This is a genomic window from Microbacterium sp. OR16 (genome assembly GCF_047306725.1).
GTDB lineage: Bacteria > Actinomycetota > Actinomycetes > Actinomycetales > Microbacteriaceae > Microbacterium.
In genome coordinates, this window is record NZ_JAZEXK010000001.1 from 858,673 (window position 1) to 883,542 (window position 24,870).

A 24,870-nucleotide genomic window follows, 5' to 3' on the forward strand; every position below is an offset into this window, starting at 1 on the left:
GAATTCGCGGAACCGGTCCTTGCGAACGGATATAGGCTGAGCACAGCGCGCGTTGTGCGGTGCCGACAAGGCCCGGCCGCGGCTCATCCCGTTTCCTTGGCACGACCTGCCAGCTTGACGAAAGGCTCCACGTGACCGTCCACGATCAGGATCCGTACTCCCAGGCACCTCTGGACAGCGACCCAGAGGAGACCGGCGAGTGGCAGCAGTCGCTCGACGAGCTGGTGGATGCGAAGGGTCCCGGCCGCGGCCGGGAGATCATGCTCAGCCTCCTGAAGCGCTCGAAGGAGCGTCATCTCGGCGTGCCGATGGTGCCGACCACCGACTACATCAACACGATCGCCGCGTCGAACGAGCCGGAGTTCCCGGGCGACGAGGAGATCGAGCGCCGCTACCGCCACTGGATCCGCTGGAACGCGGCCATCACGGTGCACCGCGCGCAGCGCCCCGGCATCGGCGTCGGCGGGCACATCTCCACCTACGCCGGTGCTGCCTCGCTGTACGAGGTCGGCTTCAACCACTTCTTCCGCGGCCAGGACCACCCCAGCGGTGGCGACCAGATCTTCATCCAGGGTCACGCGTCCCCCGGCATCTACGCCCGCTCGTTCCTCGAGGGACGCCTGAGCGAGGCCGACATGGACGGCTTCCGTCAGGAGAAGTCGCACGCCGGTCACGCTCTCCCCTCGTACCCGCACCCGCGGTCGATGCCCGAGTACTGGCAGTTCCCCACCGTGTCGATGGGTCTGGGTCCGATCAACGCGATCTACCAGGCGCAGGCGAACAAGTACCTCACCAACCGCGGCATCAAGGACACCGGCGACCAGCACGTCTGGGCCTTCCTCGGCGACGGCGAGATGGACGAGGTCGAGAGCCGCGGTCAGCTGCAGGTGGCGGCGAACGAGGGCCTCGACAACCTCACCTTCGTGATCAACTGCAACCTGCAGCGTCTCGACGGTCCCGTGCGAGGCAACGGCAAGATCATCCAGGAGCTCGAGTCGTTCTTCCGGGGCGCCGGCTGGAACGTCATCAAGGTCATCTGGGGCCGCGAGTGGGACGACCTGCTCGCCCGGGACACCGACGGCGCTCTGCTGAACATCATGAACGCCACCCCCGACGGCGACTACCAGACGTACAAGGCAGAGTCGGGCGCGTACATCCGCGAGAACTTCTTCGGTCGTGACGAGCGCGCCGCCGCCCTGGTCAAGGACCTCTCCGACGACGAGATCTGGCACCTCCGCCGCGGTGGTCACGACTACCGCAAGGTGTACGCGGCCTACAAGTCGGCGATGGAGCACAAGGGCCAGCCCACCGTCATCCTCGCCAAGACCGTCAAGGGCTACGGCCTCGGACCGCACTTCGAGGGCCGCAACGCGACCCACCAGATGAAGAAGATGACGCTGGACAACCTCAAGACGTTCCGCGACACCATGCAGGTCCCGATCACGGACGCGCAGCTGGAAGAGAACCCGTACCTGCCCCCGTACTACCACCCGGGCAAGGACGACGAGACGATCCAGTACATGCTCGAGCGTCGCCGCAGCCTCGGCGGCATGATCCCCGAGCGCCGCACCGCGCACACGTCGATCACGCTGCCCGAGGAGTCGACCTACGCCCTTCCGCGCAAGGGTTCCGGCACGCAGGAGATCGCCACGACCATGGCGTTCGTCCGTCTGCTGAAGGATCTGCTGCGGGCGAAGGACTTCGGCAACCGCATCGTGCCGATCATCCCCGACGAGGCGCGCACCTTCGGCATCGACGCGTACTTCCCGACCGCGAAGATCTACAACCCGAACGGTCAGCACTACACGTCCGTCGACCGGCAGCTGCTGCTCGCGTACAAGGAGAGCCCGCAGGGTCAGATCGTGCACGTCGGCATCAACGAGGCCGGCGCCATGGCGGCCTTCACCGCCGCCGGCACGTCGTACTCCACGCAGGGCGAGCCGCTGATCCCGATCTACATCTTCTACTCGATGTTCGGCTACCAGCGCACCGGAGATGCGATGTGGGCGGCCGGCGACCAGATGGCGCGTGGCTTCATCATCGGCGCCACGGCAGGGCGCACGACGCTGACCGGCGAGGGCCTGCAGCACGCCGACGGGCACTCCCCGCTGCTGGCATCCACCAACCCGGCCACCGTCTCGTACGACCCCGCATACGGCTACGAGATCGCGCACATCGTGCGCTCGGGCCTCGAGCGGATGTACGGCGGCTCGCACCCCGACCCCGACGTCATGTACTACATCACGGTGTACAACGAGCCGCTCGTGCAGCCCGCTGAGCCGGAGGATGCGGACATCGACGGCATCATCCGCGGCATCCACCGCGTCAAGCCGGGTACGGGCGAGGGCCACAAGGCCCAGCTGTTCGCCTCGGGCGTCGGCGTGCCGTGGGCACTGGAGGCCCAGGAGCTGCTGCAGCAGGACTGGGGCGTCAGCGCAGATGTGTGGTCGGTCACCTCATGGAGCGAACTGCGCCACGACGGTCTCGCCGTCGACGAACATAACTTCCTGCACCCGGAGGAGGAGCCCCAGACGGCGTACCTCACCCAGAAGCTGCAGGGCGCAGAGGGCCCGGTCGTCGCGGTCAGCGACTTCATGCACGCCGTGCAGGACCAGATCCGTCCGTGGGTGCCCAACCCGTACTACACACTGGGCGCAGACGGCTTCGGCTTCTCGGACACCCGTGCCGCGGCTCGTCGCTTCTTCAAGATCGACGGCCCGTCCATGGTGGTCCGCACCCTGCAGGCGCTGGCCGACGAGGGCAAGGTCGACCGCTCGGTCATCGGTCAGGCGATCGAGAAGTACCGCCTGTTCGATGTGAACGCCGGCACCAGCGGGAACGCGGGCGGCGAGAGCTGAACCTGTGAGCAGTACCTCCCAGCAGGCCATGGACAAGGCCGCGACTCTCGCCTGGCTGCGCCGGATCTCCGGCGACATCGCCACGGTGACGATCAAGCGGCTCGAGGACACCCTGCCGTGGTACGCCGACATGCCACCGGCCCGACGCTCCGCCGTCGGGCTGGTGGCACAGGCCGGCATCACCTCGTTCATCCAGTGGTACGAGGATCCGACGTCCACGCCCTGGATTGCCGCCGACATCTTCGCCGCGGCTCCCCGTGAGCTGCTGCGCAGCGTCAGCCTGCAGCAGACCCTGCAGCTGATCCGCGTCACGGTCGAGGTCACTGAGGAGCGAGTCGCGGGACGCGGGGAGGATCTGCGCGAGGCGATCCTGCTGTACTCGCGCGACGTCGCGTTCGCCTCGGCTGACGTGTACGCCCGCGCCGCCGAGGCCCGGGGGCTGTGGGATGCGCGGCTCGAGGCCCTCGTAGTCGACTCGATCCTCACCGGCGAGGCCGACGAGGAGCTGCCCAGCCGCATCGCCGCCCTCGGCTGGCACGGCCATGGCGAGGTCAGCGTCATCGTCGGCACGACTCCCCCGCAGTTCGACGTCGACCTCGTGCGGCGCACCGCGCGGCGCATGTCGGTCGATGTGCTGATCGGCGTGCAGGGTTCGCGCCTCGTGCTCGTCATCGGTCGCGCCCGTGTCGCCGGCAAGGAGGACGAGGGCGAGGAGCTGCCGTTCAGCGAGATCGCGCAGCGCCTGGAGCCTTCGTTCGGCCCCGGGTATGTGGTGCTCGGCCCCCCGGTGAGCGCCCTCGTCGACGCCGGGCAGAGCGCCCGTGCCGCCCTCGCCGGCTTCGCCGTCGCACGCGCCTGGCGCGGAGCACCCCGCCCGGTCGAGGCCGACGACCTGCTGCCCGAGCGCGCGCTGGCCGGCGACACGCTGGCGAAGCAGACGCTCATCGAGCGGATCTTCCGGCCCCTGCAGGCGCATTCCACCGATCTGGTCACGACGCTGTGGAGCTACCTCGACAACGGCCGATCGCTCGAGGCGACGGCGCGCGAGCTGTTCGTGCACCCGAACACGGTGCGCTATCGACTCAAGCGCGTCACCGAGGTGATCGGCTGGGACGCAACCGGTCCGCGCGAGGCGCTGATCCTGCAGACGGCGCTGATCCTCGGGTCGATCGGCAGCGCCGAGCCGTCACGACGGCGCGCCGTGGCGCGACGCCGCTGATCCGAACGTTCCCCGCAGCGCGGGACATGTGCGCCACGCACAATCGATCTGCCGATTGTTGTGATGTTTCATCCACCACCCGCGCCTGATCGTTGGCAGACTGGACTGGTGATCGTCGTCGCATCGCCCGGACAGGGCTCTCAGACCCCTGGCTTCCTCGCCCCCTGGCTCGAGCTCGACGGAGTCGCCGACCAGCTGGCCGCTTACTCGGAGGCCGCCGAGGTCGACCTGATCGCGCACGGCACCGAATCAGACGCCGAGACCATCCGCGACACCCGCATCGCACAGCCGCTCATCGTCGCGGCCTCGCTGGTCGCGGCAGACCAGCTGTCCCGGCGCGCCGGCCGTCGGCCGGACGGAGTGGCCGGTCACTCGGTGGGCGAGCTCGCCGCCCTGGCCGGCGCCGAGGTGCTGACCGCCGACGACGCGATGCGGCTGGTCGGCATCCGCGGACGCGCGATGGCGGATGCCGCGGCGCAGACCCCGACCGGGATGAGCGCCGTGCTCGGCGGAGACGCCGACGACGTCCTCGCGCTGCTCGAAGAGCTCGAGCTCACTCCCGCGAACTACAACGTGGCCGGCCAGATCGTCGCCGCAGGCGCGCTGCCCGCGCTCGCACAGCTGGCCGAACGGGCTCCGCGCGGCGTGCGTGTGATGCCGCTGCAGGTCGCGGGCGCATTCCACACCTCGTACATGTCCTCCGCCGTCGACACGCTGCGCGCCGCCGTGTCGGACGTCCCGGCGGGCGAGCCGACCCTCACCCTGTGGTCGAATCGAGACGGCGCCGTCGTCGACTCAGGGCGCGACGCACTCGAACGCATCGTGACCCAGGTGTCGTCCCCGGTGCGCTGGGACCTGTGCATGGCGTCGTTCACCGACGCGGGCATCACCGGCTTCATCGAGGTCGCGCCGGCCGGCGCGCTCTCCGGCCTGGCCAAGCGCGGCCTGCGAGGCGTGCCGAATGTCGCAGTGAAGACCCCCGACGACCTCGACGCGGCGGCTGAGCTGCTCGCCGGGGCATCGCAGAACGGAGCAGTCTCGTGAGCACTCTCAAGCAGGCCACCGGCCCCGCCCACACGCGCATCTACTCGGTCGGCGCAGCGCGCGGCGAGAACGCCGTGCCCAACGACGACCTGGTCGGGCCGATCGACTCCAGCGACGAATGGATCCGGCAGCGCACGGGCATCATCACCCGCACCCGCGCCGTCCCCGAGACGAGCGTGATCGAGCTGTCCACCGCCGCGGCGAAGGAGGCCGTCGAGCGCTCGGGCGTCGATCCGGCCGAGATCGACCTCGTGATCGTCGCGACGATCAGCAACCCGAAGCAGACCCCCTCGGTGGCCGCCATCGTGGCCGACCGCATCGGTGCGACCCCCGCGGCGGCGTACGACATGAACGCCGCCTGCGCCGGGTACGCCTACGCCATCGCGCAGGCGGACGCGCTCATCCGCGCCGGAGCCGCCCGACACGCCGTCGTCATCGGCGCCGAGAAGCTCTCCGACGTCGTCGACCCCACCGACCGCAGCATCTCCTTCCTGCTCGGTGACGGAGCCGGAGCCGTGGTGATCGGTCCGAGCGAGACACCGGGCATCTCCGCGACCATCTGGGGCTCGGACGGCTCGAAGTCCGACCTCGTGGGCATGAACCACACCCTCACCGACTTCCGCGACGGGAAGGCACCCTGGCCGACTCTCCGCCAGGAGGGACCGAGCGTGTTCCGCTGGGCCGTGTGGGAGATGGCCAAGGTCGCTCGCGAAGCGCTCGAGCGAGCCGGCATCGAGGCATCCGACCTCGCCGCATTCATCCCCCACCAGGCGAACATGCGAATCATCGAGGAGTTCGCCAAGCAGCTGAAGCTGCCCGAGAGCACCGTCATCGCGCGCGACATCGAGACCACCGGCAACACCTCGGCCGCCTCGATCCCGCTTGCGACGCACCGTCTGCTCGAGGAGCACCCGGAGCTGAGCGGCGGCCTGGCGCTGCAGATCGGATTCGGCGCCGGCCTGGTCTTCGGCGCGCAGGTTGTCGTGCTCCCCTGATCGGGTGCGCGCCTTCCCTAGACTGTTCACCGGTTCAACCCATTCCGAGAAAGTAGGAAACACCATGGCTCTCACCAACGACGAGGTCCTCGCCGGCCTTGCTGAGCTGGTCACCGACGAGACGGGCATCGACGCGTCCGAGGTCACGATGGAGAAGTCGTTCACCGACGACCTCGACATCGACTCGATCTCGATGATGACGATCGTCGTCAACGCCGAGGAGAAGTTCGGCGTCACGATCCCCGACGACGAGGTCAAGAACCTCAAGACCGTCGCCGACGCCGTCAACTTCATCGTCGCCGGCCAGGAGTAACACCCGCGGATGCCACCCCCGCGGACCGCGGGGCGTGGCATCCTCCTGCACCGATCCCTCCTCCTCACGAAGGACCCCCATGACCAAGCGCATCGTCGTCACCGGCATCGGCGCCACGTCCGCTCTGGGCGGCACGGCTCCCGAGAACTGGGCGAACCTGCTCGCCGGCCGGTCCGGCACCCGCACGCTGCCGCACGACTGGATCGAGAAGTATCAGATCCCCGTGCACTTCGCCGCGGAGGCCATCGTCCGTCCCGAGGAGGTGCTGCCCCGGCATGAGGCGAAGCGCCTCGACCCGTCGACCCAGTTCGCGATGATCGCGGCCCGCGAGGCGTGGGAGGACGCCGGTGCACCCGACGTCGCCCCCGAGCGACTGGGCGTCGACTGGGCGACCGGCATCGGCGGTGTCTGGACGCTACTCGACGCCTGGGACACTCTTCGCGAGAAGGGACCGCGGCGCGTCATGCCGCTGACCGTCCCCATGCTCATGCCGAACGCCGGCGCCGGCAACCTCTCCCTCCACTTCAATGCGAAGGCCTTCGCCCGCACTGTCGTCAGCGCCTGCGCGTCGAGCACCGAGTCGATCGCGAACGCGTACGAGCACCTGCAGGACGGCCTCGCCGATGTCGTGATCGCCGGTGGCGCCGAGTCGGCGATCCACCCGATCACCATGGCGTCGTTCGCTTCCGCCCAGGCGCTTTCCCGGCGCAACGACGACCCGGCGACGGCATCCCGCCCCGGCGCGATCGACCGCGACGGCTTCGTGATGGGTGAAGGCGGAGCCGCACTCGTCCTCGAGACCGAGGAGCACGCCAAGGCCCGGGGCGCGAAGATCTACGCATACGTGGTGGGCGGCGGAGTAACCGCCGACTCGTACCACATCACCGGGAACGACCCGGAGGGCGCCGGCGCTGCACGCGCGGTCGAGGCGGCTCTCGCGCAGGCGGGCGCGTCGCCGGACGAGGTCGCGCACATCAACGCTCACGCCACCTCCACCCCGGTCGGCGACCCGAACGAGTACGAGGCCCTCAAGCGCGTCTTCGGAGACCGCATCGACGAGATCCCCGTCTCGGCGACCAAGGCGTCGACGGGCCACCTGCTCGGCGGCACGGGGGCGCTCGAGGCCGTGTTCACCATCCTCGCGCTGCGCGACCGCATCGCTCCCCCGACGATCAACATGACCGAGCCCGACCCCGCCGTGCCCTTCAAGCTCTCCACCGAGCCGCAGCCGCTCGGCGACGGCGACCTGCTCGCGATCAGCAACTCGTTCGGCTTCGGCGGACACAACGCCGTCGTCGCCTTCCGCAGCGCCTGACGCCGGGCGACTCGCTGCGGACATCACGAAGCCCCCGCCTTTCCGGCGGGGGCTTCGTCTGATGCGGGAGATTCGCTTCCCCGGTCTCCGGGTGCCCCCACCGGATCCCGCTACTCGCGCCTCTCCCGCACGTCTGCGCCCGAGTCAACCCACCTTGTGCAGCCAGACGACGTGCGTGTCGTCGCCCGCGTGCCGGAACGGCTCGAGCTCCTCGTCCCATGCCGAGCCGAGCGCGACATCCAGCTCGCGCTGCAGCTCGGACGCATTGCCCGCCGCGATCTCCATCGCATAGCGGATCCGGTCCTCGCCGATCACGATGTTGCCCGCGGAGTCGGTCTGGGCGTAGTGGATGCCGAGATCGGGCGTGTGCAGCCAGCGGCCGCCCTCGCTGCCCGGCGTCGGATCCTCCGAGACCTCGAAGCGCAGGTGCTCCCAGCCGCGGATCGCCGTCGCGAGGGCAGCGCCCGTCCCGGCGGGCGCGTCCCAGTAGAATTCCGCGCGGCGGGTGCCCTGCTGCACCGGCTGATCGCTCCACTCAAAGTTGACGGCACGACCGATGGCGCGTCCTACCGCCCATTCGAGGTGCGGGCAGAGCGCGCGTGGAGCGGAGTGGACGAACACCACTCCGCGTGCGTATCCCGTCGCCATGATCTCTCCGTTTCATCAGGTACGTCTTCCCCTACGACCTGATCCGAAGATGCGGCGAACTATGCGGTTGTACGGCGATTATCGCCCAGAACAGCGCGAATCACAAGATTGTCATTCCGCATGCGACGGCGGCCCCGGTCGTGATGACCGAGGCCGCCATCGTAGTAGACAGAAGGGTTACGCCTCGCTCATCGCGAGCTTGGCCTGCTGCCCTTTGGCTGCGTAGTAGGCGGCGCGAGCGGCATCGCGACGAGCCTGCTCCGCGTAGCCGGCCTCGAGCACGTCCTGCGGCACCTCGACCTGCTCGTGCTGGTCGGTGCCGTGGTACTTCTCGATGTAGGCATCGAGCTCGGGGCCCGACTCCCACGAGGTGATCAGGCAGTAGCGCGGCTCGGTGCCGTTGTGGGTGGTGGCGTGCCACAGACGCTGGGTGTCGACGATGAGCTGAGCGCCGGCGGGAAGCGCGATGCGGTACTCGATGCTCGGGTCGGTGCGGTTCTCACGCAGGACGAAGTAGCTGTCCTTGTCGTCGGTGAGGTTGAAGAACCCGCGCACGACCCAGCCGGTGCCGTCGGGGTTGAGACGGTTGTTGTCGTCCTGGTGCAGGTTGTAGAGGCACTCGCCGTACGGCGTGGGCTGCAGCTCGATGACACGGCAGCGACCGACGTTGGCACCCGGCTCCTTGGCGCGAGCGGTCAGGGTCGGAGCGATCGCGGTCTGCGAGTCGATCCAGACGCCGTCCTTGTCGGTGCGCGGCGGCTTGTGGTTCCAGAAGCCGTTGCACTCGATCTCGCCCTTCGCGCTGGCGAGAGGTGAGAAGCGGGTGTCGCCCGAAGACTTCCAGTCGACATACTCGATGTCGAGCCATTCCTTCGGGTCCATCTCCCCGCCGTAGCTGTCGAGGATGACGAATCCCTTGTCTTCGAGGGCTGCGGACTTGATGTATCCCATGATCTGAGTCATGTCCTTTCGTAATGGGCCAGCACGTTTTAACAGGCCCTACTTAGGCAAGCCTACCTCGGGCTCCTGGACGCGCCCCGGCGGCTCGGCCGGGGAAAATCGCCCCGGACTAGACTCGATCCGGCGGCTCGTCACCCCGCCGTCCGGAGGAATCACGCAGTCATGGCAACGGCGACCAATGTCGAGGCACACGCGACGGGAACGATCGAGTGGCTCTCCGCTCCCGCGACCAACATCGTCGTCCCGGTCTATCAGCGCCAGTACCGATGGGACATCGGGGGGTGCGAGAAGCTGCTCTCCGACATCCGTGCGGTCGCCGGTGAGGACGACGGTCACCGCCATTTCATCGGCTCGATCCTGTCGGGCCGCGATTCCGCATCGGGTCATGCAAGCGGGGGTGCGGAGCACGACGATCTGATCCTCATCGACGGGCAGCAGCGGATCACCACGATCATGCTGCTCATCGCCGCGCTGCACCACACCGTCCGGGACAGCGACCCGGCGCTCGCAGCTGAGCTGCAGCGGGTGCTGGTGCGCGCAGACGATCCCGCGCGCACGAAGCTGCGCCCTCACGATGCGTGGGCCGGCCTGTACGAATCGGTGGTGCTCGACCGGCGCGACGACGGCGATCGCGAATCGCGCTTCGACGACAACTACGCCTTCTTCCGCAGTCAGGTGCACGCCGACGAGGCGCCCGCCATCTGGCGCGGTCTGCAGCGCCTCGAGCATGTGTCGATCACTCTGGGACCACAGGCCAGCGCTCAGCAGATCTTTGAGAGCCTGAACTCGACCGGGCAGCCGCTGCGCGACCACGAGCTCATTCACAACTACATCCTGATGGGTCTCTCCCACGCCGAGCAGCAGCGCATCGAGCGGGATTTCTGGCTGCCGATCGAACAGCACACCGGCGAGACGATCGGCGCGTTCTGGCGGCACTACCTCGTCATGACGACCGGGCGCGAGATCGACGCGGCCGGGGAGCACGGCGTCTACGCGGCGTTCCGCGGGTCGTTCCCCCGACTCGACGTCGAGCACCTGCGATCGGATGCGTCGGTATGGCGTGAGTACGCCGAGATCTACGGCATCCTCCTCGACCCGTCCCGCGAGTCGGACGCGGGACTCCGCCTTCAGCTGAACCTGCTGAACACCTTCGGGCGCACCTCGTATCCGCTGGTGATGAGCGCCTACGCCGATCACCGTCGCGGCAGCATTCCGCGAGAGCAGCTGATCGACGTGCTGGAGTGGGTGCAGGCGCTGTTCCTGCGCCGCGCGATCGTCGGCCTGCCGACCGATCGTCTCATCGCCCGGCTGTGCCGCGCCCGCACCGAGGGGCATGATGCGCTGATGCGCGCCATCGGCCGCATCACTCCGTCGGATGAGCGGATCAGCGCGGTGCTCAAGTACGGCGAACTCCCCCACCCCGCGTACGTGCTCGGGCGGATCGAGGGCGTCGAGGACCTGTCGGACTACGACGTCGAGACCATCGTCCCGCCCGTTCCCGCCACGTCGTGGAGCGGCGATGGCTCACGACCGTGGAACGAGTACACCGAAGACGAGCAGAATGCGCACCGGGCGCTGACGCCGACTCTCGGCAACCTCACCCTGCTCGAGGACTCGCTCACCCTGCGCGTGTTCGGTGCCTCGTTCCCCGAGAAGCGCGATCGCGCGTATGCGCGCAGCTCGATCTCGGCCACCCGAGAACTGGCGGACGTCCCGGCGTGGAACACGGCGGCGATCGCCGCCCGAACCGTGCGTCTGACCGCGCAGCTGTTGAGGATCTGGCCCCGACCGGACGTCGGGGAGATCGATGACGACGGGCTCACGCCCGTGCTCGACGCCGTGCGCCGCCGCGGGTGGCCCGCCGGGTGGGAGCGCGAGTTCGACTACTGCGAGTACCGCGGCGAGCACTGGGAGATCAAGGACGTCCGCGCTCTGTTCAACCGCATCTTCCGTCGTGCATGGACAGATGACCGCGCCGCCGCCCTCGCCTACAGCGCTGAGCACGGCGGTCCGCTCTACGACGAGATGGCCTGGAAGGGCCAGTGGGACGAGTTCGACGAGTCGCACTTCCTCTACATGGGATGGGACTCGCACTACATGATGACGGCGCTGCAGGGTGTGCTGGAGCAGTCCGGCATCGCCTCCGAGGTGTTCGTGAAGTACTCCTACATAGGGAACGTGATGTGATGACCGCCACCATCGGCGCCGCCAGGACCGCTGTTCGCCACATGCAGGACATCACGGTCGAAGAGCACACGCTCACCCTCCCGCTCGTCTGGGGCGACGACGCCGACACCCGCACGATCGACGTGTTCGCGGCCGTCGTCAGCCGTTCCGGCGGCGAGAACCTGCCCTACCTGGTGTTCCTGCAGGGCGGCCCCGGCCACGAGGCGCCTCGCCCGTTCCGCTCCCCCTCCGCCCCGTCGTGGCTGGATGCGGCCCTCACCGAGTACCGCGTCGTGCTGCTCGACCAGCGCGGCACCGGCCGCTCGACGCCGGTGGGCGACGGCGACCTGAGCCGAGGCGCTGAGGCGGTCGCCGAGCACCTCTCGCATCTGCGCGCGGATGCCATCGTGCGCGACTGCGAGGCGCTGCGCGAGCACCTCGGCGCCGAGCGCTGGAATGTGCTCGGGCAGTCGTTCGGCGGATTCACGACCCTGGCCTATCTGTCCACCGATGCGTCGTCGCTCGACCGGGTCTACATCACCGGCGGTCTGAGCACGCTCTACCGCTCGCCCGACGAGGTGTACGCGCTCTGCTACGACAAGATGCGCGACGCGTCCGAGCGGTACTACCACCGCTTCCCCGCGCACCGCGATCGGATGCGCCGGCTCGCCGACCTCGCGCTCGCCGGCGATCTCACGCTTCCCGACGGCGAGGTGGTCTCGCTGTCGCGGCTGCGCTCGGCAGGCTCCGCGCTGGGCACCGACGACGGCTGGCAGACGCTCTGGTCGCTGCTCGAGCTCGATCCCGCCTCGAACGCGTTCCGGCACGACCTCGCGGCGGCGATGCCGTACGGCGGGCGCAACCCGCTGTACTTCGTGTTCCACGAGTCGAGCTACGCCTCCGGCCACGCCACCCGCTGGTCGGCGGAGCGTGTCGAGCCTGCGGACTTCGCCGCCGATCCGACGCTCTTCACCGGCGAGCACATCCGTCGTGACTGGGTGGACACCGTTCCCGCCTTCCGCCCCTGGCGAGATGTCGCGCTCGCCCTTGCCGAGCACGAGTGGCCGAGGATCTACGATGCGGCCGCCGTGCAGGCGTCCGGAGCGGTCGGCGCTGCCGCCGTCTACGTGAACGACGTGTACGTGCCCTTCGAGTTCTCGATGGAGACCGCGCGCCTGCTGCCCGGTGTGCGCACCTGGGTGACCAGTGAGCACGAGCACAACGGGCTGCGCGCCGGCGCTGTGCTTCCCCGTCTGATCGATCTCGCGCACGACCGTCGCGTGCGCTGACCGGGCGCCGGTCAGGCCTCTTCTTCCCGATCGTCGTCGTCGACCGGCACGTCGATGCTCTGATCGATGACGTCTGCCGGATCGGCCTCGACGCCCTCCGGCAGGGGCTCGGTGATCGTCCGCTCCGGGTCCTCCGGCTGCTCGACGGCATCGCGCCCCTGCTCCAGTGCATCCGCCTCGGGAATCTCCGTGCTCCGATCGTCAGGGCTCCGACCGTCGTGCTGACCACTCATCTCGTCTTCCTCCTCCTCGGTGGCTCCCAGCGTGACCGCGCTCTCGTCGCACGTCAAGGCCGTGGCGGCCGACGGTGCGAACGCCTATGGTGCTCGGGATGACCTCGCTCCCTCCCTCCCCCGCCGCCGTGCCGCGCATCCGCGTCGGGACGTCCGGCTGGCGCTACCGCTCATGGCGCGGCGACTTCTACCCGGCGGGCCTGGTGCAGCGGGCCGAGCTGGCGTACATCGGCGAGCACCTCTCGACCGTGGAGCTGAACGGATCGTTCTACTCGCTGCAGCGCCCGCAGAGCTACCTGCGCTGGCGCGACGCGGTGCCCGAGGGCTTCACATTCGCCGTCAAGGGATCGCGGTACATCTCGCACATGCTGCGACTGCGCGACACCACCGCGGCACTGGCCAACTTCTTCGCGTCGGGCGTGCTCGCGCTCGGTCCGACCCTCGGCCCGATCCTGTGGCAGCTGCCGGAGCGGCAGGAGTTCGAATCCGGCGTCCTCGAAGCGTTCCTCGCCGCGCTGCCGCGCACCACGGCCGAAGCGAGGGCGCTCGGGCGGCAGCACGACGAGCGCATGAACGGACGCACCTGGTTGGAGGATGTCGAGGATCGTCCGCTGCGCTACGCACTCGAGCCGCGCTCCGACACCTTCGACGATCCTCGCGCGGCGGACATCCTGAATCGCCACGGCGTGGCCCTCACCGTCGCGGACACCGCCGGCAGATGGCCGCGGTTCGACCCCGGTGACGCGGGTCTGGTCTACGTGCGACTGCACGGCGCGTCCGAGCTGTACGCGAGCGGATACACCGATCGGGAGCTGCACGAGTGGGCCGAGCGGTGCACCGGCTGGGCGGCACAGGGCGAGGGCCGCGACGTCTTCGTCTACTTCGACAACGACGCGCGCGGGCATGCGCCGCATGACGCGGTGGCGCTCGCGCGGCTGGTCGGCGAGCAGCCGGCCGGGCGCTGATCGGTCAGCGTCGCGTGCGGCGCAGCCGACGTGCCAGCCGCTCGTCGGCCACGTCGTTCTCGGCGGTCTTCTCGAGCCGTGTCGTATCGCGCAGCGACAGCTGCAGCTCGCGCTCGGCCGGCTCGCCACGACGCAGCTCGCGCACCCGCTCCAGTTCGGCGTCGAAAAGCGCGCCGACGAGCAGCGCGATGTTGCCGATCCACAGCCAGAGCAGGAATATCACCACACCGGCGAACGACCCGTAGATCCGGTCGTAATCGGCGAGATGGCTGACGTAGAACCCGAATCCGAGGGATGCCAATGCGAACGCGGCGATCGCGACCAGTGCCCCCACACTCATCAGCCGGAACTTCGGGTGATCGACGTTCGGCGCGAAATAGTACAGGATCGCCACGATCAGGCAGACGACAAGGGCGACGGCCGGCCAGCGGGCGATGCGCCAGAGCGTCAAGGCGACCTCGCCGGCGCCCAGCGATCGCCCGAGCGCCTGCGCGAGGGGCCAGCTGAGAGCAGCAAAGGCGCAGGCGATGGTGACGAGCACGAACACGGCGAACGTGACGAGCAGATGGGCCGGCTTCGCCCGCCAGAACATCCGCCCCTCCGGCACGCCGTAGATGCGGTTCATGGCGCGGCCGAGTGCCGTGACGTATCTGGCGACCGACCACAGCGCGAACACGAGCGCCAGCACGATCAGCCACCCCGCCCCCGCGGTGGAGGCGACCTGCTCCAGCGGCTGCCGCAGCGCCTGCACGATGTCCTTCGGGGCGACCTCGCGCAGCAGGTCGAGCACGGCATCGGCCGCGCCGCGCTTCTCACCGAACACGCCGATGACCGAGAACGCGGCGATCAGGGCGGGGAACATCGCGAGGATCGCGTAGAACGTCAGCCCGGCCGCCGCATCCGGGCAGTAGGTGCGGAAGAATCCTCGCGCCACGCGCCGGACGATCAGCGCCATCGCCTGCCGACGCTCGCCGTCACGCTGCACTTCGGGATCCCGCGCATCTGACGCCATGGGTTCAGGATGCCGGATTCCGGCGACCCGGGCATCCGCCTTGCGTCCGGTCCGACCGCGATGCTACCGCGCGGCGCGCGCCGGTCAACCCCGTTGCCTGCCCGGCTCACTCCGGCCACGGTGGAAGCGGAAAGGAGCAGACATGTCGAACATCCACGAGCAGCCCGACGAGGAGCCCTCCACGGAGGAGCTCGACGAGCCGAGCACCGAGAAGGAGCCGGGCGAGGAGCCCAAGGTCGAGCATCCCGAAGACCCCGAACCCGACCACGACGCGGTGGGGATCGGCGTCATCGGCGGACCCCAGAGCGACACCGCCGATCAGCGGTCCGCACCTGCCTCGGACGGAGATCAGGCGGGCTGACGCTCGTCGCGCAGCGAGCTGCGGCCTGCCTCCCACGCATGCAGGATGTGCTCGCCCGCCCATCCGTCGACGGTGAGGCAGGCCGCGGCTCCGAAGAGGATGTCGTCGAGGAGCTCCGGCGAGTCCTCGGCCAACGAGCCGGCCAGGTCGCGCGCCGCGATCTGCTCGTGCACCGCATCGGCCTCGACGTGCTCGTCGTAGTACGCCGCCACGTCGTCCCCGAAGCCGAGCCGCCTCAGCCCCTCGGCTATCGCCCGACTCGGCAGCGAGGAGGTCATCTCGAAGGCTGCCAGGTGACCCACCACGGCGCCCTGCAGTCGGCGGTTCAGCGCGAACATCGTCATCAGATTGAACGAGGCGAATGTGATCGCCGGCACGGCGTCGATGTACCCGCCGTAGGTGTCGTCGAGTCCGGCGCCGCGCATCGCGTCGGCGAACATCACCTGGTGCATGCGCTCCACCCGACCCCCGCCGTACTCGTCGGCCTGGATCTCGATCAGCGCCGCCTTGGCTCGGCCGGTCAGTCGAGGGATCGCCCACGAATGCGCGTCGGCCTCGCGGAGCGTGTAGATGCTGCGCTGCATCAGCAGCTCGCGCGCCTGCTCGACGTCGGCCCTGCGGCTCACGAAGTGCGACAGGCTCGGCCCGGGCTGCGGAGCGGCCAGGGCGAAGAGTGCCGCGGCGACGGCCTCGCGGGTGGGCTCCGGCGGCTCGGGCAGCGGCACCGCGGCGCGCACGGCATCCTCGAAAGCACGCTCGAGAACGGCACGAGTGGTGAGAAGTGAGACATCCCATTCCCAGTGGGCGCCGAACTGCGGCAGCGACCCGTATGCAACGGAATACAGCAGGAAGAGCGAGAGCTGCACGTCGTCGTCGGTGATCGGATCTTCGACCAGGACGGCGTCGCGGGCCAGCTGCGGCAGATGTTCCGCCTGCTCGGGCGCGCGATCGGCGAGCACCTCGAGCAGCTCGGCGCTGAGAGGGCCGCGCGGTGTGAGGGCGACGGCCGTCGCGTCGGAGGAGAGGCTGAGCGTCATGGGGCTCCTTTGTCAGGCGGGGATCCGACCGGATCCGTCCGTGTGCGCCCACCCTAGGCGGGCCCGGCGACACGATGACAGCCCTTGACACCCCCACGGCCTGCAGTCAAGACCCTGCCCAGGGAGCCCCGCGGACGGAAGACTCGCATTCCACCGCGACGAGGAGGGCACATGACAGCGAGAACCGAGGCGCCGACGATCACCGCGTGTACGGACGGGCCGCTGCTCGTTCGGGGCGACGTCGACCTGCAGTCCGCGGCGGGGCGGCCGATTGAACGTCACCGCCGGACGATCGCGCTGTGCCGGTGCGGGCTGTCGTCGATCAAGCCGTTCTGCGACGGCGCGCACAAGACATCAGGCTTCCGCACCGACGACTGAGCGCGCAAGACCGAACGCGCGAGACCATGAGAGTAGGGCGGGTCGGACTTGAACCGACGATCGTTGGGTTATGAGCCCACTGCCTTAACCAGCTTGGCCACCGCCCCGTAGAGCACCAGCCTACCGCCCGCTCGGCCGGCTATCGTGTCTGCGCGGCCGCGTGCGTGCGGGTGTGCTCGAGGTAGATCGCGGCGTTCTCGATGAGTCCGCGGCGCTCGTCATCGGTGAGCGGCCTGCGCACCTTCGCGGGAACGCCCGCGACCAGCGAGCCGTCCGGCACCTGCGTGCCGCCCAGCACCACGGCGCCACCGGCGATCAGGCATCCGGCGCCGAGCACCGCACCGCTCAGCACTACGGCCCCCATGCCGACGAGCGAGCCGTCGCCGATCGTGCACCCGTGCACGACGGCGTTGTGCCCGATCGAGACGTCCTCTCCGATGACGACCGGATGCGCGCTGTCGACATGCACCGAGACGTTGTCCTGTACGTTGCTGCGCGCACCGACGGCGATGGCCGCCGAGTCCGCGCGCAGCACCGCGTTGTACCACACGCTCGCGGACTCACCCAGCACGACGTCTCCGATGATGCGTGCGCCGTCGGCGACGAAGGCTTCGGCGCCGATCCGGGGAACCCGCGATCCGAGGGCGATGACAGAAGCGTTCTCGGCGATGCTCATGAAGGTGAGACTACCCTCACTTCCGCGTGATTCCGCGGAAATCAGGGCCGGTAAGCGTTGCCTACGCTTGCTTGCGGAATGGTCGGCGCTGAGTAGCGTTGTACTCAGAAGACGTGGCAGAACACACTCGGAGGTTCACATGAGCAAGGCCCAGACCGTTCCCAGCATCGCCGTCGACCCGACCGTGGCCGCCGCCGCCGCGCAGTTCCTCTCGCCCGTGGTGCTCGGCCTGCAGGCTCTCACCGTCAACGGCAAGCAGGCGCACTGGCACGTGCGCGGTGCGAACTTCGTCGGCGTCCACGAGCTGCTCGACACGATCGTCGAGCACGCCGGCGACTTCGCCGACACGGCCGCAGAGCGCATCGTCGCCCTCGGCCTGCCGATCGACGCCCGCGTGCAGACCGTCGCAGAGCGCGCCGGCCGCACCGCCGTCCCCGCCGGCTTCGAGCAGTCGGATGAGCTCATCCGCGCGGTGATCGGCGACATCGACGCGATCCTCGTCGACGTGAAGGCCGCCGTCGACGGTCTCGACGAGGTCGACCTGACCAGTCAGGACGTGGCCATCGAGATCCAGCGAGGGCTGGAGAAGGACCGCTGGTTCCTCATCTCGCACATCGCGGCCTGACACATGGCGGAGCCTGACCGCGGGACCTGACCCCGCGTGACCGGGAGGGGCGCTGCAGCATCGCTGCGGCGCCCTTCTCGCGCTCCGCGTCCGGTGCGCTCACTCCACGTGCGTGAGGCTGCCGCGCAGAAGCGTCGCCGCGACGGGCATCCGGCTCAGCTCGGCGCGATCGGCGGTCAGCGGATCGGCGCCGCACAGCACGAGGTCCGCGGCGCCGCCGATCTCGAGATCGGTGTCGCCGTGACGGCTGCTCGCTCGCAGCGCGGATGCGACTCCCACCCGTTCCGCCGGCTGCCACGGCTCGCGTTCGTCTGCGGTGCGGTGCACGGCCGCCGCGATCGTCGTCCACGGGTCGAGGGGCGCCACCGGGGCGTCCGATCCGAACCGCACCGGGATGCCGGCCGCGAACAGCGATGCGAGCGGGTGACTCAGTGCCCGCTGGTGCTGCCACAGGCTGCCGACCATGTCGCGATCGTCGACGGCGTGCTCGGGCTGCACGCTGGCCACGACGCCCAGGCGGGCGAAGCGGGCGAGGTCGGCGTGCCGCACCAGCTGTGCGTGCTCGATCGTGCCCCGCGCCTGGGTATAGGTGAACGCGTCAAGGGCTGATGCCACGGCGCGGTCGCCGATGGCGTGCACGGCCGCATCGATCCCTGACGCTGTCGCCTGCGTGAGCAGATCGCGGAGGCGGTCGGGGTCGATCGTGAGCACGCCGAAGTTGGTCACGTCATCGTCGTACGCGTGCGAGCACGCGGCTGTGCGCGTGCCGAGCGAGCCATCGGTGATGAGCTTGAGGGGGCCGACGTGCACGAGCCCGTTCGTGCCGGGCAGCTCCTCGCCCGTGCGGAGCCCCTCCGCGATCGCCCGCGGCAGGTCCGCCGCATAGAAGGCGAACTCGACCCGGTGCGCGGCGAACCCGGCATCCGCACGGCGCCGCCACGCCTGCGCGTTCCACGCCATGTCGAAATCGACGAGGCCGGTGATCCCGCGAGCGGCGGCCCGCTCGCCCGCGCGCAGGACCGCCGCGTCGGCCGTGAGATCGTCCGCCGCGTTCAGGCGCCGCGAGATCTCGAAGGCGTCCTCCTCCCTGAGCATCCCGTCCTCAGTCGGAGCGAACCCCTCGCGCTGGAACGCAGCCGAGTTCAGCCACACACTGTGCACGTCGGCGTTGATCAGGTACGTCGGTCGGCCCCCGGTGCGCTCATCGAGCAGGGTGAGGGACGGCGCATCCGCCCAGAGAGCGTCCCGCATCCCGGCGCCCACGCGTCGACCATCCGCGAGAGCGTCAGCATCGCCCATGACCCGTGCCGCCTCCGCGGCGCTGTGCACCTCGCCCAGCTGCACGCGGTCGGCGTTCAGCGCCCACTGCACGGTGTGCACATGGTGGTCCCACAGTCCCGCGACCACCCGGCGCCCCTCGCCGTCGAGCACCAGCCCGCTCGGCGGCAGCACACCCGTCGGTGCCGCGTCGGCGAGGCGTCCGTCACGGATCACGAGGTCGACGGGCTCATCGCCGAAGGTGAGCGCCAGCGGTCCGCTCAGCCGCACCGCGCGCACGAGGTCGACATGATCGCCGCGCGCGGTCACGATCGATCCCCTCGGCGCGCGTCGCGGGCGCGGCGCATCTCGGCGGCCAATGCCCGGTTGGACTGAGGGCCGTCGCCCTCGAGCGCCGCGACCACCTTGTCGATGGTCTCGGATGGCTTGTTCTGGCTCAGCTTGCGCTTCGCGACGACCTTCGCCGGCGTGAGCCGGAAGCCGACCGTCCCCGCGGCGAGGCGATGCACGAACGTCTCGTCGTTGGGCAGCTGCCACATGCCGCGAGGACTCGGCATCCGGTTCTCGAAGACGTCGACCATCCGCTCGAGCACTCGCAGGTTCTCGGCCTCGGAGAGGATCTCGGGGACGCCGCTGAGGTGCACCGACACGTGGTTCCATGTAGGCACCGCCGGCACATCGCCGTACCATCCGGGCGAGATGTAGCCGTGCGGACCCTGGAAGGCGATGAGAACTTCGCGCTCGCCCAGGCCGTGGATGAGATCGTCCGGACGCCCCACATGACCCACCACCGTGAGATCGTCGCGCTCCTCGTCGAGCAGCACGACGTAGTGCGAGGCGACGAGCCCGTCATCCGCGTCGCTGATGAGGGTGGCCCACGGGTTGAGCTCGATGATCCGGCGCAGTTCGGCCGGGTCTGCCATGGCGAAGCTGGGGTTCTGACGCACCCTGCAAGCCTATGGCCGACCCGGCCGCACCACGCCTCACCGGGAGGTCTTGACCACCGGGATCGCCTGGGTCTTCCAGTCCTCGAACGCCTGGTCACCCGACATGAACGCGTGGACCTCGGCGGGGGTCGCCCTCAGCTTCGGGTCGTTGTCGAGGTACTTCTTCGTCTCGCGCGCGACGAGGCCGGAGAGGATGAGCAGACCGATGAGGTTCGGCAGCGCCATGAGGCCGTTCATCACGTCCGAGAACGCCCACACCACGCCCAGCTGCACCGTGCAGCCGATGAAGACGACGAGCGAGAACAGGATGCGGAACGGCATCACGGCCTTGCGGCCGATCAGCCGCTCGATGCTGCGCTCGCCGTAGTACGACCAGCCGAGGATGGTGGAGCCGGCGAACAGCACCAGGCCGATCGTCACGATGTAGTGGCCCCATTCGCCGGGCAGGCCGTGCGAGAACGCCTCGCCCGTCATCAGCGCCGCGCTGATCTGCTCGCCCGTCTCGGGATCGGTCATGTTCCACACGCCGGTGGTGATGATCACCAGTCCCGTGCAGGTGACCACGATGATCGTGTCGATGAAGGTCTGCGTCATCGACACCAGGCCCTGTCGCACCGGGTGGCTGGTCTTGGCGGCCGCGGCCGCGATCGCCGCGGAGCCCATTCCCGACTCGTTCGAGAAGATGCCTCGGGCGACACCCATCTGCACGGCGATGATGATGGCGGAGCCGGCGAAGCCGCCGATCGCGCTCGTGCCGGTGAAGGCCTCGGTGAAGATCTGCGCGAACGCGGCCGGGACGCCGCCGATGTTCGCGATGAGGATGTAGATGGCGCCGAGCACGTAAAAGATGATCATCACGGGTACGAGACCGGCAGTGACGCGACCGATCGACTTGATCCCGCCGACGAGCACGAGCAGCGCGAACACCGTGAGCACGATGCCGGTGACCCAGGTGGGCACGTTGAAGCTGTTCTCGAGGTTGGCCGAGATCGAGTTGCCCTGCGTCATGTTGCCGATTCCGAAGCAGGCGATGACGGCGGCGATCGCGAAGAAGATGGCGAGGAACCTGCCGAACCCGCCCGGGATGCCCCGCTCGAGGTAGTACTGCGGCCCACCGGACTTCTCGCCCGCTGCGTCGGTGGTGCGGAAGCGCACGCCGAGGAACGCCTCCGAGTACTTCGACGCCATGCCGAGCAGCCCGGTCACCCACATCCAGAACAGCGCACCGGGGCCGCCGATGCCGATGGCCGTGGCGACGCCGACGATGTTGCCGGTTCCCACCGTGGCTGCGAGAGCGGTGGTCAGCGCCTGGAACTGCGAGATATCTCCGTCGGAGCCGGGATCCTTGCGGGTGAACAGGCCGAGGCGCAGCGCTGCGCCGAGTCGGAGGAACTGGATTCCGCCCAGGCGGATGGTGAGGTAGAGGCCGGTGCCGAGCAGCAGCGGGATCAGGACCCACGGCCCCCAGATCCACGAGCTGATGTTCTCGAGCACGGCCTGCAGGCCGGAAAGGTCCATGGAATCTCCTGTCGTGCGACGTTGCGGACGGACTCCGCCATCCTATTCACAGCGCGCACTCAGGTTCGCTCATCCGCCGCGGGTCGGGATCAGCGCTGGCAGAACGGGCACCAGTACAGCTTGCGGGCGCCGATCTCCTCCAGGGCGATCTCCGTGCCGCAGACCCGGCACGGCAGCCCCGCGCGGTGGTACACCCAGTGACGATCGTCGCGGCTGGCTATGGCGGCGCGGTACGCATCGCCCGTGAGGCCATCCATCGTCATCATCTGCCCGGTCTCGACACCGATCGACAGCAGGCGCACCCAGTCGCGCCAGAGTTCGCGCACGACCTCCTCAGGAACATCGCGTCCGGGCGTGTGCGGCTCGAGCCGCGCCCGGAACAGCATCTCTGCGCGGTAGACGTTGCCGATGCCGCTCACCACCGACTGATCCATCAGCAGCAGTGCGATCGGCGTGGGCTTGCGGCGCACGATGCTCACGAAGCGCTCCTCGCCTTCGGCGAGGTCGCCGACGAGGGGGTCGGGGCCCAGCTTGGCGACCGTGGCGAGCATCTCGTCGGTGCTCTGCAGCGCGCAGGCCGTCGGACCGCGCAGGTCGGCGCAGGTGGTGTCGTTCAGCAGCCTCAGGCGCACCTGGCCCACCACCGGCGGGGGCCATTCGTCGCCCTCGTCGGCTAGGCCGCTGGTCTGCTCCGACATCCGCACGTGCACCCGTGACCTGCGCGGTGCGCCGATCGAGGTCAGCGAGTTCTCCCCGGCGTCGTCGAAGATCGCCTCCTCGTCCGCGTCATCGAGATGGGTGCCGCGCTGGTTGGTCTGCCCCATGCGGCCGTTGGCGGATGCGATGGTCGCGTCCGCCACGATCTCTCCCGCGAAGTCCCACGCACCGTACAGACCGAGGTGCACGCGCAGCCAGACGGCCTCCTCGAACTCGAGGAACATCTGCTTGCCGACCGCCATCGCCTGCAGCATCTCGCGCCCGTCGAGCACTGCCGCCCCCTCGGCGAAGCGCCCCTGCGGACTCGACGCGCTGACCGGCCGGCCGACGAAGTTCCGCGCGAACTGTCGGGCGATGCGGTGGACGGAGTGACCCTCGGGCATCTCAGGCGCGCCCGTCGGCGGTGCCGACACCCTCCTGACGCGGGTCGGGAAGCAGTGAGCCGTCCCGCTCGAAGTCGGCGATCTGCGCGATCCGGCGCACGTGCCGCTCTTCATTCGAGAACGGGGTCGCGATGAAGCGATCGATGAACGAGATCACCTCGGCGAAGCCGTGCTGGCGCGCGCCGATCGAGATCACGTTCGCGTCGTTGTGCTCGCGGGCGAGCTCTGCCGTCGACAGGTTCCACACCAGAGCCGCGCGGATCCCCTCGACCTTGTTCGCTGCGATCTGCTCGCCGTTGCCCGATCCCCCGAAGACGACGCCGAGCGCCTCCACGCCGGCGCGCTGGTCGGCGACGACCGCCTGCGCCGCACGGATGCAGAACGCGGGATAGTCGTCGAGCGCGTCGTACTCCACGGGGCCGTGATCGACGACTTCATGGCCCGCGTCGCTCAGATGCTGCTGCAGGCGGGTCGAGAAGTCGAGTCCGGCGTGGTCGGTGGCGATGTGGATGCGCATACCGCCATCCTATTTCGACGTGAAGGGCACGTGGCGAGGGAGCCACGCGCCCCGAGGCTCAAGACAGCACGAAGCGATGTCTTGAGTGGAGCGTGGGGATCAGGGAGCGATGCCCGCCGCGGCCGGCTTGAAGCCGGCGCGGATGTTCTCGCAGCAGCCCGGACGGCAGACGTCGTACCACGGGCCGAGGTCGGTCACGTGAGCACGATCGGCGGCGGGGCGGCCTTCGAGACGCTCCTGCACCAGGTCGACGATGCCCGAGACGAACGCCGGCGAGACACCAGGGGTGGGTGTGCGGGTGAAGGCGAGGCCGGCCTCCTCCGCCGCTTCCTTCGCCTCGGTGTCGAGGTCCCAGAGCACCTCCATGTGGTCGCTCATGAACCCGACCGGGACGACGATGACCGCGCGGCGACCGCGCTCCGGCAGCTCGCCGATGACGTCGCAGACGTCGGGCTCGAGCCACGGCTGCGACGCCGGGCCTGACCGCGACTGGTACACGAGCTCCCAGGGCACGTCTGCGGCGGCCGGTGTCAGTTCGGCGACGCGGGCCATCACCCACGCGCTGACCGCCTCGTGCTGCACGGCGTACGCCCCGCCCTCGCCCCAGTCGATGTCGCGCGGGCCCGAGCGCACGGCGTCGTCCATCGGAATGCTGTGGGTCGAGAAGAGCACCTGGATCTCATCCGCGGTGAACCCCTCCTCGAGACGCTGGCGCACGGCGTCGTGCACTCCTTCGACGAACGCCTGCACGAAGCCGGGGTGATCGAAGAACGGACGGATCTTGTCGATGGTGACGAGACCGTCGTACTCGGTGCCGTCGAGGACGCGCGCGAAGTCCTCGCGGTACTGCCGGCAGCTCGAGAACGAGCTGTACGCGCTGGTGGCGAAGGCGAGCAGGGTGGTGTGGTCATCGGCGACCGCCTCGGCCACGGCGTCCTCGAGGTAGGGAGCCCAGTTACGGTTGCCCCAGTACACGGGCAGGTCGATCGATCGCGCGGCGAGCTCGGCCTCCAGCGCCGCCTTCAGCGCGCGGTTCTGGGCGTTGATCGGGCTGACCCCGCCGAAGTGACGGTAATGATGCGAGACGTCTTCGAGACGCTCGTCGGGGATGCCGCGACCGCGCGTGACGTTGCGGAGGAACGGGATCACGTCGTCCTGGCCTTCAGGGCCGCCGAATCCGGCGAGCAGCAGGCCGTCGTAGGCGACGGGGACCTCGACGTGTGCCGAGCCGGTCGATGCGGCCGGCGAGGCGTGCGGGACGACGATCTTCTCTGAGTAGCTCACGGGATACATCCTGGCACCGACTCTCTATGAGCCAGCCCACCCTGACAGGAACGAGCCGGCATGACGTCTGCACCTGCGCGCGGGCCTGGCGTAGGCTGTCATGGTTGCCGTCGGCGCCAGCAGCGTCGACGC

24 protein-coding genes and 1 tRNA gene are annotated in these 24,870 nt (G+C 69.2%); 12 read left to right on the plus strand and 13 right to left on the minus strand.

Annotation, left to right across the window (positions count from 1 at the left end; translation table 11 throughout):
* The first annotated feature begins 131 nt into the window (after nt 1–131).
* From aceE to V2S05_RS04190, 6 genes are all read left to right on the plus strand, one after another.
* Nucleotides 132–2,858 carry a pyruvate dehydrogenase (acetyl-transferring), homodimeric type gene (gene aceE / locus V2S05_RS04165; protein WP_413634043.1) on the plus strand — a complete coding sequence of 909 codons (2,727 nt, stop codon included), beginning with the start codon at nt 132–134 and terminating at the stop codon, nt 2,856–2,858.
* Between the two features lie 28 nt (nt 2,859–2,886).
* Nucleotides 2,887–4,077 carry a PucR family transcriptional regulator gene (locus tag V2S05_RS04170; protein WP_413635234.1) on the plus strand — a complete coding sequence of 397 codons (1,191 nt, stop codon included), beginning with the start codon at nt 2,887–2,889 and terminating at the stop codon, nt 4,075–4,077.
* Between the two features lie 108 nt (nt 4,078–4,185).
* The gene (locus V2S05_RS04175; protein ID WP_413634044.1) at nt 4,186–5,121 is read left to right on the plus strand and encodes an ACP S-malonyltransferase; all 936 of its coding nucleotides are present in this window, start codon (nt 4,186–4,188) and stop codon (nt 5,119–5,121) included.
* Nucleotides 5,118–6,116, plus strand: a complete 999-nt coding sequence (locus tag V2S05_RS04180; RefSeq protein ID WP_413634045.1) for a beta-ketoacyl-ACP synthase III — start codon at nt 5,118–5,120, stop codon at nt 6,114–6,116. The genes V2S05_RS04175 and V2S05_RS04180 overlap by 4 nt, the downstream gene beginning before the upstream one ends.
* A 64-nt stretch (nt 6,117–6,180) precedes the next feature.
* Entirely contained in the window at nt 6,181–6,429 is a 249-nt protein-coding gene (locus V2S05_RS04185; RefSeq protein WP_071641880.1) for an acyl carrier protein, read from the plus strand.
* A 79-nt stretch (nt 6,430–6,508) separates the two neighbouring features.
* Nucleotides 6,509–7,744: a beta-ketoacyl-[acyl-carrier-protein] synthase family protein gene (locus tag V2S05_RS04190; RefSeq protein WP_413634046.1), complete on the plus strand. Its 1,236-nt coding sequence runs from the start codon at nt 6,509–6,511 to the stop codon at nt 7,742–7,744.
* Between the two features lie 144 nt (nt 7,745–7,888).
* Here the strand turns inward: V2S05_RS04190 and V2S05_RS04195 are convergent, their stop codons facing one another.
* Together V2S05_RS04195 and V2S05_RS04200 are read right to left on the minus strand one after the other, a co-directional pair.
* Nucleotides 7,889–8,392 carry a DUF3145 domain-containing protein gene (locus V2S05_RS04195; RefSeq protein ID WP_413634048.1) on the minus strand — a complete coding sequence of 168 codons (504 nt, stop codon included), beginning with the start codon at nt 8,390–8,392 and terminating at the stop codon, nt 7,889–7,891.
* Between the two features lie 177 nt (nt 8,393–8,569).
* Nucleotides 8,570–9,343: a hypothetical protein gene (locus tag V2S05_RS04200; RefSeq protein ID WP_333909441.1), complete on the minus strand. Its 774-nt coding sequence runs from the start codon at nt 9,341–9,343 to the stop codon at nt 8,570–8,572.
* Between the two features lie 171 nt (nt 9,344–9,514).
* On the opposite strand from V2S05_RS04200, the gene V2S05_RS04205 reads away from it, so the two are divergent.
* Nucleotides 9,515–11,539: a DUF262 domain-containing protein gene (locus V2S05_RS04205; RefSeq protein WP_413634049.1), complete on the plus strand. Its 2,025-nt coding sequence runs from the start codon at nt 9,515–9,517 to the stop codon at nt 11,537–11,539.
* A complete protein-coding gene (locus tag V2S05_RS04210; protein ID WP_413634050.1) occupies nt 11,539–12,807 on the plus strand; it encodes an alpha/beta fold hydrolase in 1,269 nt (422 codons plus the stop codon). The genes V2S05_RS04205 and V2S05_RS04210 overlap by 1 nt, the downstream gene beginning before the upstream one ends.
* 11 nt (nt 12,808–12,818) lie before the next feature.
* On the opposite strand, the gene V2S05_RS04215 is transcribed toward V2S05_RS04210, so the two are convergent.
* Nucleotides 12,819–13,040, minus strand: a complete 222-nt coding sequence (locus V2S05_RS04215; protein ID WP_413634051.1) for a hypothetical protein — start codon at nt 13,038–13,040, stop codon at nt 12,819–12,821.
* A 98-nt stretch (nt 13,041–13,138) separates the two neighbouring features.
* Between V2S05_RS04215 and V2S05_RS04220 the strand changes: the two genes are divergently transcribed.
* Complete coding sequence (locus V2S05_RS04220) at nt 13,139–14,005, plus strand: DUF72 domain-containing protein (RefSeq protein ID WP_413634053.1); 867 nt, start codon at nt 13,139–13,141, stop codon at nt 14,003–14,005.
* Nucleotides 14,006–14,009: 4 nt separating this feature from the next.
* Here V2S05_RS04220 and V2S05_RS04225 read toward each other — a convergent pair whose 3' ends face one another.
* Nucleotides 14,010–15,017, minus strand: a complete 1,008-nt coding sequence (locus tag V2S05_RS04225) for a YihY/virulence factor BrkB family protein (protein WP_413634054.1) — start codon at nt 15,015–15,017, stop codon at nt 14,010–14,012.
* Nucleotides 15,018–15,159: 142 nt separating this feature from the next.
* Here V2S05_RS04225 and V2S05_RS04230 point away from each other — a divergent pair, with 142 nt between their 5' ends.
* Nucleotides 15,160–15,378 carry a hypothetical protein gene (locus V2S05_RS04230; RefSeq protein ID WP_413634056.1) on the plus strand — a complete coding sequence of 73 codons (219 nt, stop codon included), beginning with the start codon at nt 15,160–15,162 and terminating at the stop codon, nt 15,376–15,378.
* On the opposite strand, the gene V2S05_RS04235 is transcribed toward V2S05_RS04230, so the two are convergent.
* On the minus strand, nt 15,366–16,415 hold the full coding sequence (locus V2S05_RS04235) for an iron-containing redox enzyme family protein (protein WP_413634057.1): 1,050 nt from the start codon (nt 16,413–16,415) through the stop codon (nt 15,366–15,368). The genes V2S05_RS04230 and V2S05_RS04235 overlap by 13 nt on opposite strands.
* Before the next feature lie 171 nt (nt 16,416–16,586).
* On the opposite strand from V2S05_RS04235, the gene V2S05_RS04240 reads away from it, so the two are divergent.
* Complete coding sequence (locus V2S05_RS04240; RefSeq protein WP_101186704.1) at nt 16,587–16,793, plus strand: CDGSH iron-sulfur domain-containing protein; 207 nt, start codon at nt 16,587–16,589, stop codon at nt 16,791–16,793.
* A 33-nt stretch (nt 16,794–16,826) separates the two neighbouring features.
* Here the strand turns inward: V2S05_RS04240 and V2S05_RS04245 are convergent.
* Both V2S05_RS04245 and V2S05_RS04250 read right to left on the minus strand, forming a co-directional pair.
* A tRNA-Ile gene (locus V2S05_RS04245) sits at nt 16,827–16,900 on the minus strand.
* A gap of 32 nt (nt 16,901–16,932) precedes the next feature.
* On the minus strand, nt 16,933–17,469 hold the full coding sequence (locus V2S05_RS04250) for a gamma carbonic anhydrase family protein (protein WP_271637504.1): 537 nt from the start codon (nt 17,467–17,469) through the stop codon (nt 16,933–16,935).
* Between the two features lie 139 nt (nt 17,470–17,608).
* On the opposite strand from V2S05_RS04250, the gene V2S05_RS04255 reads away from it, so the two are divergent.
* On the plus strand, nt 17,609–18,094 hold the full coding sequence (locus tag V2S05_RS04255) for a Dps family protein (protein WP_271637503.1): 486 nt from the start codon (nt 17,609–17,611) through the stop codon (nt 18,092–18,094).
* 99 nt (nt 18,095–18,193) lie between these two features.
* Here V2S05_RS04255 and V2S05_RS04260 read toward each other — a convergent pair whose 3' ends face one another.
* The 6 genes from V2S05_RS04260 to V2S05_RS04285 form a co-directional block, all read right to left on the minus strand.
* Complete coding sequence (locus V2S05_RS04260) at nt 18,194–19,684, minus strand: amidohydrolase (protein ID WP_413635236.1); 1,491 nt, start codon at nt 19,682–19,684, stop codon at nt 18,194–18,196.
* On the minus strand, nt 19,678–20,319 hold the full coding sequence (locus V2S05_RS04265; protein WP_413634059.1) for an FMN-binding negative transcriptional regulator: 642 nt from the start codon (nt 20,317–20,319) through the stop codon (nt 19,678–19,680). Before V2S05_RS04265 ends, V2S05_RS04260 begins: the two co-directional genes overlap by 7 nt.
* A 36-nt stretch (nt 20,320–20,355) precedes the next feature.
* Nucleotides 20,356–21,837, minus strand: a complete 1,482-nt coding sequence (locus V2S05_RS04270) for an alanine/glycine:cation symporter family protein (RefSeq protein WP_271637501.1) — start codon at nt 21,835–21,837, stop codon at nt 20,356–20,358.
* Nucleotides 21,838–21,926: 89 nt separating this feature from the next.
* Nucleotides 21,927–22,937, minus strand: a complete 1,011-nt coding sequence (locus tag V2S05_RS04275) for an Fpg/Nei family DNA glycosylase (protein ID WP_413634060.1) — start codon at nt 22,935–22,937, stop codon at nt 21,927–21,929.
* A gap of 1 nt (nt 22,938) precedes the next feature.
* Nucleotides 22,939–23,454, minus strand: a complete 516-nt coding sequence (locus V2S05_RS04280; RefSeq protein ID WP_271637499.1) for a ribose-5-phosphate isomerase — start codon at nt 23,452–23,454, stop codon at nt 22,939–22,941.
* Between the two features lie 99 nt (nt 23,455–23,553).
* Nucleotides 23,554–24,738 carry a ferrochelatase gene (locus V2S05_RS04285; RefSeq protein ID WP_413634061.1) on the minus strand — a complete coding sequence of 395 codons (1,185 nt, stop codon included), beginning with the start codon at nt 24,736–24,738 and terminating at the stop codon, nt 23,554–23,556.
* Nucleotides 24,739–24,870: the final 132 nt, after the last annotated feature.

Excerpts from the sequence above, each read along its gene's own strand:
- V2S05_RS04170 (WP_413635234.1), top strand. The coding sequence starts at position 2,887 with ATGGACAAGGCCGCGACTCTCGCCTGGCTGCGCCGGATCTCCGGCGAC.
- V2S05_RS04185 (WP_071641880.1), top strand. The coding sequence starts at position 6,181 with ATGGCTCTCACCAACGACGAGGTCCTCGCCGGCCTTGCTGAGCTGGTC.
- V2S05_RS04190 (WP_413634046.1), top strand. The coding sequence starts at position 6,509 with ATGACCAAGCGCATCGTCGTCACCGGCATCGGCGCCACGTCCGCTCTG.
- V2S05_RS04195 (WP_413634048.1), bottom strand. The coding sequence starts at position 8,392 with ATGGCGACGGGATACGCACGCGGAGTGGTGTTCGTCCACTCCGCTCCA.
- V2S05_RS04200 (WP_333909441.1), bottom strand. The coding sequence starts at position 9,343 with ATGGGATACATCAAGTCCGCAGCCCTCGAAGACAAGGGATTCGTCATC.
- V2S05_RS04205 (WP_413634049.1), top strand. The coding sequence starts at position 9,515 with ATGGCAACGGCGACCAATGTCGAGGCACACGCGACGGGAACGATCGAG.
- V2S05_RS04210 (WP_413634050.1), top strand. The coding sequence starts at position 11,539 with ATGACCGCCACCATCGGCGCCGCCAGGACCGCTGTTCGCCACATGCAG.
- V2S05_RS04215 (WP_413634051.1), bottom strand. The coding sequence starts at position 13,040 with ATGAGTGGTCAGCACGACGGTCGGAGCCCTGACGATCGGAGCACGGAG.
- V2S05_RS04220 (WP_413634053.1), top strand. The coding sequence starts at position 13,139 with ATGACCTCGCTCCCTCCCTCCCCCGCCGCCGTGCCGCGCATCCGCGTC.
- V2S05_RS04225 (WP_413634054.1), bottom strand. The coding sequence starts at position 15,017 with ATGGCGTCAGATGCGCGGGATCCCGAAGTGCAGCGTGACGGCGAGCGT.
- V2S05_RS04230 (WP_413634056.1), top strand. The coding sequence starts at position 15,160 with ATGTCGAACATCCACGAGCAGCCCGACGAGGAGCCCTCCACGGAGGAG.
- V2S05_RS04235 (WP_413634057.1), bottom strand. The coding sequence starts at position 16,415 with ATGACGCTCAGCCTCTCCTCCGACGCGACGGCCGTCGCCCTCACACCG.
- V2S05_RS04240 (WP_101186704.1), top strand. The coding sequence starts at position 16,587 with ATGACAGCGAGAACCGAGGCGCCGACGATCACCGCGTGTACGGACGGG.
- V2S05_RS04250 (WP_271637504.1), bottom strand. The coding sequence starts at position 17,469 with ATGAGCATCGCCGAGAACGCTTCTGTCATCGCCCTCGGATCGCGGGTT.
- V2S05_RS04255 (WP_271637503.1), top strand. The coding sequence starts at position 17,609 with ATGAGCAAGGCCCAGACCGTTCCCAGCATCGCCGTCGACCCGACCGTG.
- V2S05_RS04270 (WP_271637501.1), bottom strand. The coding sequence starts at position 21,837 with ATGGACCTTTCCGGCCTGCAGGCCGTGCTCGAGAACATCAGCTCGTGG.
- V2S05_RS04275 (WP_413634060.1), bottom strand. The coding sequence starts at position 22,937 with ATGCCCGAGGGTCACTCCGTCCACCGCATCGCCCGACAGTTCGCGCGG.
- V2S05_RS04280 (WP_271637499.1), bottom strand. The coding sequence starts at position 23,454 with ATGCGCATCCACATCGCCACCGACCACGCCGGACTCGACTTCTCGACC.